Origin of the sequence: Spirosoma validum (assembly GCF_014699035.1) — a bacterium.
Classification (GTDB): Bacteria; Bacteroidota; Bacteroidia; order Cytophagales; family Spirosomataceae; genus Spirosoma; species Spirosoma validum.
The window spans coordinates 812,811-828,591 of the sequence record NZ_JACXAA010000002.1; the positions used below are offsets into that span (position 1 = coordinate 812,811).

Annotated in this window: 11 protein-coding genes; 4 read left to right on the plus strand and 7 right to left on the minus strand. The window is 50.4% G+C overall.

Annotated elements, in window-relative coordinates; all coding sequences use genetic code 11:
- Positions 1 to 14: 14 nt before the first annotated feature.
- The 3 genes from IC230_RS08235 to IC230_RS08245 all read left to right on the plus strand — a co-directional run bounded on the left by IC230_RS08235 (position 15) and on the right by IC230_RS08245 (position 4,921).
- Positions 15 to 1,556, plus strand: a complete 1,542-nt coding sequence (locus IC230_RS08235) for a carboxylesterase/lipase family protein (RefSeq protein ID WP_191038488.1) — start codon at positions 15 to 17, stop codon at positions 1,554 to 1,556.
- A 9-nt stretch (positions 1,557 to 1,565) separates the two neighbouring features.
- Complete coding sequence (locus IC230_RS08240) at positions 1,566 to 3,905, plus strand: glycoside hydrolase family 3 protein (protein ID WP_191038489.1); 2,340 nt, start codon at positions 1,566 to 1,568, stop codon at positions 3,903 to 3,905.
- A 452-nt stretch (positions 3,906 to 4,357) separates the two neighbouring features.
- Positions 4,358 to 4,921, plus strand: coding sequence for a hypothetical protein (locus IC230_RS08245; RefSeq protein WP_191038490.1), 564 nt, complete (start codon positions 4,358 to 4,360; stop codon positions 4,919 to 4,921).
- A 1-nt stretch (position 4,922) separates the two neighbouring features.
- Here IC230_RS08245 and IC230_RS08250 read toward each other — a convergent pair whose 3' ends face one another.
- Complete coding sequence (locus tag IC230_RS08250) at positions 4,923 to 5,915, minus strand: arabinan endo-1,5-alpha-L-arabinosidase (protein ID WP_191038491.1); 993 nt, start codon at positions 5,913 to 5,915, stop codon at positions 4,923 to 4,925.
- Between the two features lie 158 nt (positions 5,916 to 6,073).
- On the opposite strand from IC230_RS08250, the gene IC230_RS08255 reads away from it, so the two are divergent.
- Positions 6,074 to 6,475, plus strand: coding sequence for a hypothetical protein (locus IC230_RS08255; RefSeq protein ID WP_191038492.1), 402 nt, complete (start codon positions 6,074 to 6,076; stop codon positions 6,473 to 6,475).
- 101 nt (positions 6,476 to 6,576) lie between these two features.
- Here IC230_RS08255 and IC230_RS08260 read toward each other — a convergent pair whose 3' ends face one another.
- The 6 genes from IC230_RS08260 to IC230_RS08285 form a co-directional block, all read right to left on the minus strand.
- Positions 6,577 to 7,737, minus strand: coding sequence for an aldose epimerase family protein (locus tag IC230_RS08260; protein WP_191038493.1), 1,161 nt, complete (start codon positions 7,735 to 7,737; stop codon positions 6,577 to 6,579).
- 97 nt (positions 7,738 to 7,834) lie between these two features.
- Positions 7,835 to 8,533, minus strand: coding sequence for an L-ribulose-5-phosphate 4-epimerase (locus tag IC230_RS08265; RefSeq protein ID WP_191038494.1), 699 nt, complete (start codon positions 8,531 to 8,533; stop codon positions 7,835 to 7,837).
- 88 nt (positions 8,534 to 8,621) lie between these two features.
- Positions 8,622 to 10,163 (minus strand): alpha-N-arabinofuranosidase, encoded by a 1,542-nt coding sequence (locus IC230_RS08270; RefSeq protein WP_191038495.1) that lies wholly within the window; start codon positions 10,161 to 10,163, stop codon positions 8,622 to 8,624.
- Between the two features lie 110 nt (positions 10,164 to 10,273).
- A complete protein-coding gene (araA, locus tag IC230_RS08275) occupies positions 10,274 to 11,764 on the minus strand; it encodes an L-arabinose isomerase (protein WP_191038496.1) in 1,491 nt (496 codons plus the stop codon).
- Between the two features lie 53 nt (positions 11,765 to 11,817).
- Positions 11,818 to 13,485 (minus strand): ribulokinase, encoded by a 1,668-nt coding sequence (locus tag IC230_RS08280; protein WP_191038497.1) that lies wholly within the window; start codon positions 13,483 to 13,485, stop codon positions 11,818 to 11,820.
- 181 nt (positions 13,486 to 13,666) lie between these two features.
- The gene (locus tag IC230_RS08285) at positions 13,667 to 15,712 is read right to left on the minus strand and encodes an alpha-L-arabinofuranosidase C-terminal domain-containing protein (protein WP_191038498.1); all 2,046 of its coding nucleotides are present in this window, start codon (positions 15,710 to 15,712) and stop codon (positions 13,667 to 13,669) included.
- Positions 15,713 to 15,781 lie beyond the last annotated feature (69 nt).

Consider the following 15,781-nt stretch of genomic DNA (forward strand, 5'->3'; position numbering starts at 1 on the left):
CGCCCTATTTTTCTATGAAACAATTCATTTTCTTACTCGTCGCGTTTGTTTCTCTTACCGCTGTTGGTCAGTCGAAAACTGTCAAAACGGAGAATGGGCAGATTGAAGGGATGACGAACAAAACGGGCGATATCCGGATTTTTAGAGGTATTCCGTTTGCCGCACCGCCTGTCGGAAATTTGCGTTGGAAAGCACCACAACCCGTGGCAAACTGGGCGGGTGTCCGGAAATGCCAGGCGTTTGGTCCAAGTCCGATGCAGGGGAAACCTGCGCCGTTTATGTACTGGTCGTCGGAGTTTCTGATTCCTGAATCGCCCATCAGCGAAGATTGTCTGTATCTGAATGTGTGGACGGGCACAAAGTCGGCGACCGAAAAACGACCGGTCATTGTCTACGTTCCGGGTGGCGGTTTTCGGAGTGGGGGAGGAGCCTGCCCTATTTACGATGGGGAGTCGATGGCGAAGAAAGGCATTGTGTTCGTAACGATTAATTACCGGCTTGGCGTTTTTGGTTTCCTGGCACATCCCGAACTGACAAAGGAGTCCGGCTATAACGCATCCGGCAATTACGCGCTGCTTGATATACTAGCCGCGCTACGTTGGGTGCAGAAAAACATTGCTGCGCTGGGTGGCGATCCCGGCAACGTAACGCTTGCCGGACAATCAGCCGGGGCGTTTGCGGTCAATTTCCTGACGGCTTCACCTTTAGCGAAAGGACTTTTTCAACGAGCCATTGCTGAAAGTGGCGGTAGCTTTGTAGCCAGTCCTATCCGACCTAAATTAACCTTGCAGGATGCCGAGCAGCAGGGTGTTACGTTTTCCAAATCGTTAAACGCTAACACGCTCAGTGAGTTGCGGGAAAAATCCGCCGACGAACTCCTGAAAGCAACAGGTGGTTTAAGTGGGCCAATCGTCGATGGATACGTCGTACCGGAATCTATTTATGCCATTTACAACAAGGGCCATCAAAATGACGTACCGCTTATCGTTGGCTGGAACGAAGATGACCGGGTTTCGGGCCCACCTGTCAAAGCCGAGGTATTTCGAGAACAGGTAAAAGAACGATTTGGCGATAAGGCGGATGCGTATCTAAACGTCTATCCAGCGAAAACCGAAGACGAAGCCGCTCAATCGCAGCGGGCCAGTAGCCGGGACGAATCCTTTGGTATTCAGGATTATACCTGGGCCAGAATGCAGGCCAAGAGCGGAAAATCGCCGGTATATGTGTACAACTTCAATCGCAAAGTACCTGCTAATACGCCTGAGACGCAATTCGGCGCGTTTCATTCCGGCGAGATTGCGTATGCTTATGATAACCTGCATACCTTACACCGTCCCTGGGAGCCTGTCGATCAGCAACTGGCCAGCAGTATGTCATCGTACTGGGTAAATTTTGCTAAAACAGGTAACCCTAATGGTAAAAACTTACCAAACTGGCCTGCTTATCAGCCAACCACTAAAAACGTACTCATTCTGGACAAAACGATTCAGAGTAAACCGCTGCCAACGAAACCTCAGTTGGCGTTTTGGGAGCAGTATTATGGGGTTGAAAAATAACTGACAACTATGATGAAAAAGAACATTTACATTGGCTTATTAAGCGTTCTGTCAGTCTCCGTTACGTTCGGCCAGAACGGGAACGAAACGAAGATTGGTAACTGGGTAAAAGTCACAAACAAAGGCGGGCAGACGCTTGGTTATTCGACTTCGTCGGGCGTGAAGATCCTGACAGACAAGGGGTTTTCATTCAAAGACCTGAACAAAAACGGCAAACTAGATAAGTACGAAGACTGGCGACTATCGGCCGATGAACGGGCTAAAGACCTGGCCTCGAAGATGACGGTTGAGCAAATTGCCGGATTAATGCTGTATAGTAAACATCAGCCTATTCCGGCGGCAGCGGGCGGTCCATTCGCCGGTACGTATGGCGGTAAAGTGTTTGCGCAAAGTGGGGCTAAAGTGGCTGACTTATCGGATCAGCAAAAGGTATTTCTGGATAAAGACAACCTGAGACACGTACTCATTACGTCGGTTCAAAGTCCCGAAGCAGCTGCGGAATGGAACAACAACGCACAGGCCTTGGTCGAAGGAATCGGCCTGGGTATTCCGATTAACAGCAGTTCAGATCCGCGTCACGGGACCCGCGCTGATGCTGAATTCAATGCCGGTGCAGGTGGCACCATTTCCATGTGGCCCGGTTCGCTGGGGCTGGCTGCTACTTTCAAACCTGAAGTAGTGCGACGCTTCGGGCAGATTGCGGCTACTGAATATCGATCATTAGGTATTGCGACGGCTCTTTCTCCACAGGTTGATCTGGCAACCGACCCGCGCTGGAATCGGGTGAGTGGTACGTTTGGCGAAGATCCGAAGCTGTCGACCGACATGGCCCGCGCTTATATAGACGGTTTTCAGACGTCAACGGGAGCCAATGAAATTACGGGAGGCTGGGGTTATCATAGTGTCAACGCGATGGTGAAACACTGGCCCGGTGGTGGCTCGGGTGAGGGTGGCCGCGATGCACACTATGGCTATGGCAAATACGCTGTGTATCCGGGAAAGAATTTCGAGACGGCTTTTCTACCTTTCCTGAACGGGGCGTTCAAGCTGAACGGCAAAACAGGCATGGCATCGGCGGTGATGCCATATTATACCATCTCGTTCGATCAGGATAAGAAGTATGGCGAAAACGTAGGCAATAGCTACAGTAAATACATTATCCATGATTTGCTACGTACCAAATACAAATACGATGGCGTTGTCTGTACCGATTGGCTCATTACGGCCGATGAAACAGCGGTTGATATATTTCTGACAGGTAAATCGTGGGGTGTTGAAAAACTATCGGTAGCGCAACGGCATTACAAAATTCTGATGAATGGCGTCGATCAGTTCGGTGGGAATAACGAATCGGAGCCAGTGATTGAGGCTTACAAAATGGGCGTTAAAGATCACGGCGAAGCAACCATGCGGGCTCGCTTTGAACAATCCGCCGTTCGATTACTACGTAACATCTTCCGCGTGGGTTTATTTGAAAATCCGTATTTAGATCCGCAGGTATCGCAGAAAGCCGTTGGTACGCCCGAGTTTATGAAGGCGGGTTATCAGACGCAACTCGAATCGGTCGTGATGTTGAAGAACAAAGCGAAAGCGTTGCCACTCACGAAAGGCAAAACGGTTTACGTACCCAAACGCTTCACCCCCGCCGGTCGCAATTTTCTGGGCATGGACATTCCCGAGAAACTGGATTATCCGGTCAATCTGAGTATTGTGAAGAAGTATTTTACCGTAACGGATAATCCAGCCGAAGCTGATTATGCGCTGGTATTTATCCAAAGCCCAAACTCAGGTGGCGGTTACAATAGCGCTGAGGTTAAAACCGGCGGTACGGGTTACGTTCCGGTTAGTCTTCAATACGGTGATTATACAGCGCAGGGAACCCGTGATCCGAGTATGGCCGGTGGCGATCCAATGGAGAAATTCACAAATCGGACGTATAATGGCAAGACGGCTAAGACGATTAACAGCAGCGATCTGAAAATGGTAACGGAAACCTTCGCTAAAATGAATGGTAAGCCGGTGATTGTGGCCCTGCAAGTTTCTAATCCGACGGTTGTGCGGGAATTTGAAAAAGAATCCAATGCGATCTTAGCTCATTTTGGTGTACAGGATCAGGCGTTGATGGATATTCTGACGGGCGTGCATGAACCCTCAGCTCTATTGCCGATGCAGATGCCTGCCGACATGAAAACCGTAGAAACACAGGCCGAAGACGTTCCCCGCGATATGACTTCGTATGTAGACTCGGACGGCAACTCGTATGATTTTGGTTTCGGCCTCAATTGGAAAGGCGTTATTCGGGATGAGCGTACGGCGAAGTACAAACAGTCGGTTTTGAGTGCGAAATAGGATAAAGTGAGTTATGGATAATTTACCCGGAAGGGACGGTCGGCCGCTGTCGTGATATGTTTATAGACATAAGAGACTCATTATCATGCGCATGCTGGAGGTATGCCATCGTTGCATACCTCCGGCATGCGGCCTAAAGGGTGGATTTATCACCTATAAACATGAGATGCCTACCGGCATCGTACTAAAAAAGATTCACCAACCATAATTCACGTTAGGATAGAGCATCCAGTAAACATGAACAGGACTCGAATTAGGCGATGGCAAATTAGAGCAGGACAAGTTTTTCGCTGTTGGATTAGCGTATGTTCCAGGGTGATTCGTGTAGCATTCTACTATTATTTGCGTTGCCATTCACAACCCTTTCTAGCCATATAGAGTCCATAAAAGACATTCGATCGATTTATAGATCAGCAAGATTTTTTAGAGTCGTAAAAAGCCATAGTTAGCCTATGAACAAGGCACACGCAATCCGAAAAACAGTACTTCTTCATGGGCTTGTTCTGCTAATAAGTCTGTCTGTATTTGGTTGTTTTACGGAGCCAACTTACCCGAACGCTCCTCAAATTACGTTCAAGGGCATCAGCCGGTATACTCTTGCAGCGGGTACGGGTGTTGGCCAGCAAAAGCGGGATTCATTGGTCATTACGGTCGGCTTCACCGACGGTAACGGTGATTTAGGTAACGATTTGCCGATTAGCAGCAGTGAAATGAATCGCTATCGACAAGCTGGCAACTGGGGAAATTATAAGATACGTGCTTTCCGATTGGAGAATAAGCAATACAAGGAGTTGTCGACGGGAGAAAATACGTTCCTCGCATTTCCACGGTTGAGCCGAGAGGGCCGGACCGGGGCTATTGAAGGTGATCTGGAGCTGAAACAACTCTATCCTTATACCCAACCATATAAATTCTTTCCAACGAAATATCGTATTCAAATCCGGGATCGTGCTCTAAACGTCAGTAACGAAATAGAAACAGATACAATCAGTGTCCCTTACCTGTATAAGGATTGACTTATTGTTCGACCGTCGGCCAGCCCTGCGCATCCCAACGGAGTGGTTTGATCAGCAGTTTGGATTTGCCGTTGTCGGTTGCATCGTAGCCGTGGTAAATCAGGTAATCTTTACCGTCAAACGTGTAGGTTGAATTATGGCCAACGCCATACCAGTCTTTATCGCCCGCCAGCACGAGCGTTCCACCACCCTGCGTCATGGATTTACTGTCCCGGTCGACATAGGGGCCGGTGATGTTGGCCGAGCGTCCGACCATCATTTTATACGTACTTTTCGGACCTCGGCAGCAATAGTCAACCGAGACAAATAAATAGTAAAACCCATTTTTACGAAACAAAAACGGGGCTTCGATAGCGCCGTTACCTGCCTGTCTGTTTCCTGTCGTATCGGTACGTGGACGGCTAGCCAGCGTCGACCACTCGGGCGGGGTTGCCGGGCCGGCTAAATCATCGCGTAACCGGACGAGTTTGATGCCTTCCCAGAATGAGCCAAACGTCAGCCAGGCTTTTCCTGTTGAATCGATCAGCAAATTCGGATCGATGGCGTTCCAGTTGTCCCGACCCGGTACGGACTGAATCACCAATCCCTGATCGACCCATTTATAGTTAGGATCTGACGAACGTAGCGTCGTATTGGTTGCCAATCCAATCGCTGACGAATTTTTGCCGAACACCGACGACGAATAAAATAGGTAATAGCGCCCGTTATGGTACGTAATGTCGGGTGCCCAGAAGTCATTTTGCCGCGTTGCCGGATTCGTCTGAGTTGTCCAGGTGGGCGCTACGTCAAAAACGGGTTTCTCTGCTTTCCAGTGTACCCGATCTGTCGATGACCAAACTCGAATGCCTCTGCCCGTAGCAAATACGTAATACGTACTATCCTGCCGAATCATAACCGGATCATGCACCGGAATTAACGGTACGTCCTGCGCTTTCAGTGTCAACAGGGCCGTTATAGTTACTAACGCGGATAGTACTATCGTTTGAACGCGCATAGGTTAATGTGGGTAAAGAGTATCAGTTGATGTTGTACGTATTCAGAAGGGGGTAGACGAAGCAGCCGTCAATGTTCGTCTTATTAGGTTACTGTCTGTGGAAAAGACAAACATCTGTAGAACTTCCTCAGTTTACTGATTAATAAGCTTTAAAATCAATGAAAACGATCTATTCAATAGCTCTTGCGCTGCTCATAGGTGCCGGGCTAAATGCATGTACACCGAAAATGACTTTCACTAATTCCACGATTGTGCCATCGGCATCGGGGAACGTAACGGTGAAAAAAGACAAGAATAAAAATTACGTGATCAACGTAAGCGTATCAAACCTGGCTGACCCTCAAAAGCTTGACCCAGCTAAAAGTACGTATCTGGTCTGGACGGAGTCTAAAAGTGATCCAGTACAAAAGCTAGGGAAGATTACGCCGTCGGGTAAAGCGTTGCAGGGAAGCTTACGGGCAACCACCACCTCCGAACCGACCGACGTTTTCATCACGGCCGAGGATAATACGGACATCCAGTATCCAGACGGACGAATTATTCTGACCACTAAAAAGTAAGAAACCAACAGACCGTTCTGTCAATAACGCGACGTGGTCGACGTGGGCTAGGTTCTGAACCTGACCCCACGTCGACCACGTCGCGTTATTGACAGAACGGTTTACTCTTTTCTAGTCGAGAACTGGTAAACGGTTGTTGTTTTGTACGTCTGGCCAGGACGTAGCACTGTCGTTGGGAACGATGGTTGATTCGGCGAATCCGGATAATGTTCGGTTTCCAGGCAGAGAGCATATCGTTTTTTGTAGGCAAATCCTTCGCGGCCCATTACGCTTCCGTCCAAGAAATTGCCGGTATAAAACTGGATGGCTGGCTCGGTTGTACGGACTTCCATGACGCGGCCACTCGTCGGTTCGTAGACCGTAGCAGCCAGTTTCAGCGAGTCGCCTGAGCCATTCAGTACCCAGCCGTGGTCGTAGCCTCCACCATATTTAATCTGCGTATCGGTCGAATCGTTGATACGGGCACCGATTACGGTTGGTTTCGTAAAATCAAAAGGCGTGTTGGCAACGGGTTGTAGCTTGCCGGTTGGGATCAGGGTTTTGTCGACGGGAATAAACCGGTCGGCATTGAGCGTCAGAACGTGATCAAGAATGTCGCGTTTGGCACCGCCTGTCAGGTTAAAATACGTATGATTGGTTAGGTTAACAACTGTCGGTTTGTCGGTCGTAGCCTGGTAGTCAATCTTTAGAGCGTTGTCTTTCTGTAGCGTATAGGTTACCGTTACGCTCAGATTGCCCGGATAGCCTTCTTCGCCATCTTTCGCCGTATAGGTAAGTTTAAGCGCCGGTTCATCCCCCTCGATAGGTGTAGCGGTCCAGAGTACCTTGTCGAAGCCAACCGTGCCGCCGTGCAGATGGTTACCCATGTTGTTGGTTACGAGCGAATACGTTTTTCCGTCCAGCGTAAATTTCCCCTTCGCGATTCGATTGCCATAACGCCCGATCAGTGCGCCGAAATACGGATTGTTCTTTACATACGCGCTTAGGGAGTCCTGACCGAGCGTAACGTCCTCAAATTTGCCGTCTTTGTCGGGAGCCGTCAACCCCACCAGGATGCCGCCGTAGTTCGTGATTTTCGCGGTCATACCCGACGCGTTTCGCAACGTATACAAATCGGCGGTCTGCCCATCGGCTAACTGGCCATAGGATGCTTTCTCAATACCTGATTTTTGCTCGGTCGTTTCTTTCTTGGATGTACAGGAATTCATGGTCAATACGCCCGTTACAAGCGCCAGCGATAAAAATTGGGTCAGTCCTTTCATGAACTAGAAGAGTTTGGAAATAATAAGGATGAGTGTGCGCAAGCGTAGGTAAGCAGGCAGACACGTATAGGCAAAGATGATGTTGAGCCGTTAATACTTAACACCCTTGTCCATAGTAGGCATTCGTGCCATGTTTTCGCTCGTAGTGTTTTAAACGAAGCGTATCTTTTATGCGTGGCGTGGCTGCGTTGATCTGAAGGGTCAGGTAAGCCATGCGCGCTATTTCTTCCAGGACGGCCGAGTTATAAACGGCTTTCTCGGCAGTCTTGCCCCACGTAAACGGACCGTGATTTTGCAAAAGCACCATTTCCATTTCTTTGTGCGATAAACCCTTTTGAGCAAAGACATCGAAAATCTGGTTGCCCGTTTCGTGCTCGTAATCGCCCTGAATCATCTCGTCGGTCAGGGCCGGGGCACAGGGAATGTCCTGATGCGTATGATCAGCATGGGTCGTTCCGAAAATGGGAATATCCAAACCAGCCTGCGCCCAGGAAACGGCATACGTGCTATGGGTATGAACAATGCCGCCAATATCCTCCCAGGTTTTATAGAGCAACGCGTGGGTTTTCGTGTCGGACGAAGGGCGCATCGTGCCCTCAACTAATTTTGCATCGTAATCGCAGATGACAATGTCCTGCGGACGTAGTGCTTCGTAGGGTACGCCACTGGGTTTGATGGCAAAAACGCCCCGCTCCCGGTCAACGGCGCTGACGTTCCCAAATGTAAACAACACCAGCCCCAGCTTCGGCAGCTGCATGTTCGCTTCGTAGCATTCTTCTTTTAAGGTCGTGTACATGGTCTTAACGAGTGAATTGCGAATGAATGAGTGAATCAATGAGTTATAGACAAACTATTCACTCATCCACAATTCACTCATTCGCTCATTAAAGTTCAAGCACCACCACCGAAACCGGCGGCAACGTAACAGTCAGATTGTCGCCGGAAAGTTTGGCCCCGTTGAAGGCTACCGGCTTGATTTTGGTTAAATTCTCGAACGTGTTGTGATCGTGTACGTCGGCTGATGTCAGAATACGGCCAGTCATGCCTGAGGTTTTCAAGCCCTTTAGGTTGACAGAAATATCCTGTGCTTTTTTTGGATCGATATTGACCAGCGAAATATGTACTTTCCCGGCTTTATCGCGCGAGGCCGAAACTGATACCGCCGGAAGCTTTTCATTCTCTAACTTGAAATCATCCGACTTTATATCTACCGGCAGCATGGTCGCGTCCTGATGAACGTTGTACATTTCCAGTACGTGGTACGTTGGCGTCAGAAGTATTTTGTCGCCTTTGGTCAGGATAACCGATTGCAATACGTTGATAGCCTGTGCCAGATTCGCCATCCGGACCCGTTCGCAGTATTTGTGGAAAATGTTGAGCGTAGCACCCGCCAGTACGGCATCGCGCATCGTATTTTGCTGGTACAGAAACCCCGGATTCGTACCGGGTTCGACGTTATACCAGCCGCCCCATTCATCGACGATCAACGCAATCTTTTTCTCGGCATCGTACTTGTCCATAACGGCGATATGCTTCTCAATCAGTTCATCCATGAGGAGCGCCTGCTGCATCGTCTTGAAATACTCCTGATCGGTAAACTGGGTGGCCGACCCTTTCTTGCCTTCGCCCCACGAAAGCACGGAATAGTGGTGCAGCGCAACGCCTTCCATCAGCGATGCCGGAATGTTTTTCATGAGTGTTTCGGTCCAGTTGTAGTCACTGTCGCTGGCGCCCGACGCTATCCGAAAAATCTTTTCCTTACCCACCTGCGAATTCATGAACGTACTGTATTGCCGAAAAATGTTGGCGTAATAATCAGCTTTCATGTTGCCGCCACAACCCCAGGCTTCGTTGCCAACGCCCCAATACCGGACGTTCCACGGCGTTGGGCGTCCGTTTTGCTGTCGAAGGCTCGACATGGGGCTATTGCTGGGAAAATTAACGTACTGAACCCATTCGCTCAGATCCTGTACCGTACCGCTCCCAACGTTACCGGCCAGATACGGTTCTGTACCCAGCAATTCGCACATGTTCAGGAAGTCGTGCGTACCGAAGCTATTATCTTCCGTAACCCCACCCCACCACGTATTGACAATTTTAGGTCGTTTCGCTTTCGGACCAATGCCGTCTTTCCAGTGATACGTATCGGCGAAGCACCCGCCTGGCCAGCGCAGATTTGGAATCTTCAGCTTTTTCAGGGCCGCCACTACGTCCAGCCGAATGCCGTTTTTGTTCGGAATCTTGGTGTTGCTCTCGCCGACGTAAAAGCCGTCGTAAACACATCGACCGAGATGTTCAGCAAAATGGCCGTAAATGTGTCGACTAATGATGTGTTTGCCTTCGTCAGCGTTGATCGTCACTTTGTTCTGTGCTGAGACAAAGACTGTGAGACAGGCAAAGGCAAGGGTTAGGATTTGTTTCTTCATGACTTGTAGATTGGCCGGGCTGGCGCACCAGCGCCACGTCCGGGTTTAAATACAGTTACCTCACCCGGACGTGGCCGCTGGTGCGCCAGTCCGGCCAGACTACGAAAGGTTTACCGGTACGCGGCTTCGCTCCAGCGCAGTTCGTTTTTTAGTTGGCGCAGCTTCGTATCCCGATCGATCACAACCAGTTCTACACCGAAAATGTCGGCGAAATCTTCGATGTGGTCTGTCGTCAGGTTTTGGCTGTAGACTGTATGGTGCGCTCCGCCGGCCAGAATCCAGGCGGCACAGCCGGTTTGCATATCGGGCAGGGGTTTCCAGAGTGCATGGGCCACGGGCAATTTAGGTAGGGCTTCCGTGCCCGCAATCGCTTCGACTTCGTTGACCAATAGCCGGAACCGGTTGCCCATGTCGATCAGCGATACGTTGATGGCCGGACCTGCTGGCGCATTGAATACCAATCGTACCGGATCAGCTTTACCGCCAATGCCTAATGGATGAATCTCACACGTCGGTTTATCGGCCGCGATACTTGGGCAGATTTCGAGCATGTGCGACCCCAGCACCAGCGGGTTGCCCGGATCAAAGTGATACGTATAATCTTCCATGAACGAATTGCCGCCAGGTAAACCCGCTGCCATTACTTTCAGGGTACGGACCATCGCCGAGGTTTTCCAGTCGCCCTCTCCGCCGAAACCGTAGCCTTCTGCCATCAGGCGTTGTGAGGCAATGCCGGGCAGTTGCGTCATGCCATGCAGGTCTTCGAACGTATCGGTATACGCGGAGAAATTTCCGTCTTTCAGGAAAGCCCGTAGCCCGATTTCAATTTTAGCTGCGTCACGTAACGAGTTGTGTTGAGCCCCGCCTTTATTTAGCGATTCCATCAGCGTATAGCTGTCGGCGTATTCCGTAACCAACTGGTCGATTTCGGCGTCGCTTACCTGGTTGATAACCGCTACCAGATCGCCGATGCCGTGCGTATTGACCGACATCCCGAACGTCATTTCGGCGGCTACTTTATCGCCATCGGTTACGGCTACCTGACGCATGTTATCGCCAAAACGAACGACTTTCATCGTTTTCAGTTCGTAAGCTGCTACGGCAACACGTGTCCAGGAGCCGATTTTTTCCACAACGTCATCCTGCTGCCAGAAACCAACAACTACTTTACGGTTCAACCGCATTCTGGACATGATAAACCCGAACTCCCGGTCGCCGTGGGCCGACTGGTTGAGGTTCATAAAATCCATATCGATGTCGCCCCAGGGAATGTCGCGGTTGAACTGCGTATGCAGATGAAGCATCGGCTTCTTCAGTACGCTCAATCCCCGAATCCACATTTTAGCGGGCGAGAACGTGTGCATCCACGTAACGATACCGACGCAGTTGGGGGCTACATTCGCTTCCTGGCAGATAGCGTAAATCTCATCCGGCGTTTTGACAACCGGTTTGAACACAACGCGCACCGGGACCTTCGGCGCTTTGTCCAGAAATTGAGCAATGATGAGTGAATGCGCATCGACCTGCTTGAGCGTCTCTTCCCCGTATAAATGCTGGCTACCCGTAATGAACCAGACTTCGTACTGTTTTAAATTAAGCATTATGGTAGTGTCTTTAATCACTGCTAAAGCAGTCTGTCTTCGTGATGTCAGTTTTAAGAAACTGACATCACATTAAGACGTGAGAATGAATTGTTTTCAACGAATTGGCCCATATTCAGGTACTTCTGATACAAGATTTCATAAATGGCTGACTGCTCCGGGCGAGGAGTATATTCAGCATCAAAGCCCGATCCCATGGCCTGCTGGGCGGCTTCCATTGTTGGATGAACTCCAGCCGCTACGGCCGCGCACATCGCAGCGCCTAAAGCACAGGCCTGATCGGCGCTGGCTACCTGAATCGGTTTGTTCAGTACATCGGCGAGCGTCTGCATGACGAAGGGCGACTTTTTAGCGACTCCACCAATGGCAATTACTTTTTTGATGGGAACGCCCTCCTGGATAAATCGGTCGACGATGCTACGGGAGCCAAACGCGGTCGCTTCAACCAGCGCCTTAAAGATTTTTGGCGAATCCGTTCCGAGATTCAATCCTGAAATGGCGGCCTTGAGCGTGTGATTCGCATCGGGCGTTCGACGGCCGTTGATCCAGTCGAGCGCAATAACGTCGTTCTCGGTAACCGGCAACGTAGCAGCCTGGGTAGAGAGATGCGGGATAAGCTGACGGCTCAACGTATCGGCCGCTTCGTCGCCCAGTAAATCACGTACTGGCCCCGTTATGAGTCGGGCAAACCAGGCATACACATCACCAAAAGCGGACTGACCCGCTTCAAGGCCCAGCATGCCCGGCGCAACGGAACCGTCGACCTGACCACAAATTCCCCGAATTAGCCGATGACCAATTTCGTCGTTTGGGGCCATCAGAATGTCGCAGGTGGACGTACCGATAATGCGAACGAAAGCATAGGGCTCAATCTCGGCACCAATGGCACCCATGTGCGCGTCGAAGGCACCAACGCCAACCACTACGTCGGTCGAAAGCCCCAGTTTTTCGGCCCACTCGGCTGAAAGGTGGCCCATTGATTGATCAGACGTATAGGTATCGGTGAAGAGTCGATCTCGTAATCCACCCAGCAACGGATCGAGTTTTGTTAGAAATTCTTCAGAGGGCAATCCCTCGAACTCTCTGTGCCAGAGTGCTTTGTGGCCCGCTGCGCAACGCGACCGACGCAACGCAAGTGGGTTGGTATTGCCGGTAAGCATAGCCGATACCCAGTCGCAGTGTTCAATCCAGGAAAAGGCCTGGTTACGAACAGCTTCATCGACACGTAGCGTACGTACTATCTTGGACCAAAACCATTCCGACGAGTAAATACCACCGACGTATTTCGTGTAATCGGTATCCCAATGATGCGCCAGCTCATTAATCTCTTCGGCTTCGGCATTGGCCGTATGATCTTTCCAGAGAATGAACATGCCGTTGGGGTTCTCGGCGAAATCAGGACGTAATGCCAGCGGTAATCCGGTTTCATCAACGGCACAAGGTGTTGACCCAGTGGTATCAATCGAAATGCCAACAACCTGCTGCCGAACCTCGTCAGGAGCGTTAGCCAAAGCACCGGTTATGGTGGCTTCCAGTCCTTCCAGATAATCGAGGGGATGTTGCCGGAATTGCGACGTGGCCGGGTTACAATAGAGCCCTTTTTTCCACCGGGCGTATTCGTGGACGTGCGTCCCGAGGGTTTCACCTGTCTGCGCGTTAACGACTAAGGCTCTCACCGAATCGGTGCCAAAATCGATGCCGATAACGTATTGATTGTTCATGGATCTACTTTCCTGCTTAAAAATGATGGCGATTAAAGAGCGGATGACTACTTAGAAAATAGCCCGTTGAGGAATAGTGTTTATCTGACACAATACTAGTGCATTCTTAGGATTATTCTATGAGAAATAGCAATAATTTTTTTATAACAATAAGATTTTAAAGAATTTGGTGGTACATCAGCTATTTCTGCACGTTGATACGGATCACGGAGAACGACCGGGGGGCTACTGTCATCGAGAGCGCTTTTTTCTTCACATCCACCGGGATACGTTGTTCAACAGGGCTAACCTTCGTCGCGTTTTCGAACGAGTTTACCGCATCGAGTGCCTCATTTTTCAGAAGCGTTAGCGTTCCATTGGCAGCTACTTTTTTCACCCCATCGAATTGGAACGTACGAGCCTGCGCTTTATCGGATACGTTCGCGATTTTTAGAATGACCTCATTCGTCGCTTTGTCCCAGGCTGCTGAAGCGTACAGGCTGTCCTGCCCTGCTAAGGGTTCATTGTCCTTCCAGACCGGACCCTGCGTCAGACTCAATACGTTCGTGCCTTTGTTCAGTGAATACAGTTTCTGGACGTAGTAGTTGGGCGTGCCATACACGCGCAGGTTGTCGACCCAGATCAGATCGGGTGTCCATTGCCAGCCATCGGCGTGCGCGAACAAAGGGGCATAAGACGCCATGTTAACCACTGCTGCGTTGCGTTCGAGTCCGGTCATAAACGCGGCTTCCGATAAGGCACACTGCCAGTTATTCTTGTTGTCTACGCTGACGGTCTTGTCGCTTTGGGCCGCCCATTCACCGGCAAAAACTTTCGAGCCGTTACGTGGATACGTATCATACCGCCTGGCATTCTGTAAAAACCATTCGGGTCGGCGGTAGTAGTGTTCGTCGATCAGGTCGGCTTTCATTTCGCGTAGTTTGCCGTTCAGAAAGTCGAAGCGTTCGCCGTTGGGGTCAGTGCCCGAACTGCAAACCAGGCGCAGGGTAGGGTATTTGTCTTTGAGGGCTTTCTGAAAAACGGCTAGCCGTTCAACGTACTGCGGTCCCCAGTTTTCGTTACCGACGCCCAGGAATTTCAGGTTAAACGGCTTGGGGTGGCCCAGATCAGCCCGAACTTTCCCCCATTTGGTCGATACGTCGGCATTGGCAAACTCAATCAGATCGATGGCATCCTGAACATACGGGTCCAGTTGGTCCATCGGAACAAGTTCGGCAGTGTTGAACTGGCAGGCCATACCACAGTTCAGAATCGGCAACGGTTCAGCGCCGATGTCTTCGCAGAGTTGAAAATACTCCAGGAAGCCCAGGCCAAACGACTGAAAATAATCGGGGGCCGGACGGTGTGCAAACTCGAAATTCCAGCGGTTAATGATCAACTGACGGTCTTCAACAGGTCCTAACGTCTTTTTCCACTGATAGCGTTGATCCAAATCATGCCCTTCGACAATGCAACCGCCTGGAAAGCGCACAAACCCTGGTTTCATATCGGCCAGCATCTGAATCATGTCCGCCCGCATCCCGCCGGGCCGACCTTTCCAGGTATCTTCGGGAAACAGCGAAATCATGTCTACATCCAAAACGCCCGTTCCCTCGAACCAGATACGGAGTTTGCCTTTCTGTTCACCCGCGGTCGATTTAAAACTAACCTGTTGTTTATGCCAGCCTTTGTCCGATTGTTCGGGTATCAGTACACCTGAACCAACCACATCATCCTTGGCATTAAGCAGATCGACATGAAGTTTCAGGTTGCCTGACTGTACCCGATATAACACGGAAAAATCGTAACGTAGCCCCGGTTTGATGCCCATCCCTTTGAATCCTTCATTGGTCATAGACAGGTCGCCCTGACTGGCGTTGCTGGTGGTTATCCGAACGTAACGCGGGTTGTTGGTGCTTTTCTCCGGCTGAGTGCCCGCATTGGCTGACGGGGTCTGCCGATTCTGGATCAGTACGTCGCCTTCGGTTCGTTTCTTCCCATCGACTTTCCAGCCCATCAGCGGTTTGAAAAACTCGAACGAGCGGTTCTTGACCATCTCGGCATAAATCCCTCCGTCGGCGCCGAAGTTGATGTCCTCAAAAAATACGCCCCACATCGTCGGCTGAATGTCGGCAACGGGCTGCGCTACGTTCACGCGTACAACGGGCGCCGGTTGGGCATGAGTGAGAAGCGACGTACTGGCGAAGAGCAAGCTGGCGAGAAGCGAACAACGTTTTATCTGTAACATAATTTTTTTTGCTTATTGTCCGGCGCGGGTTAGCAACCAGGATCGATAAAGAGTTACCTTGTCTATGAC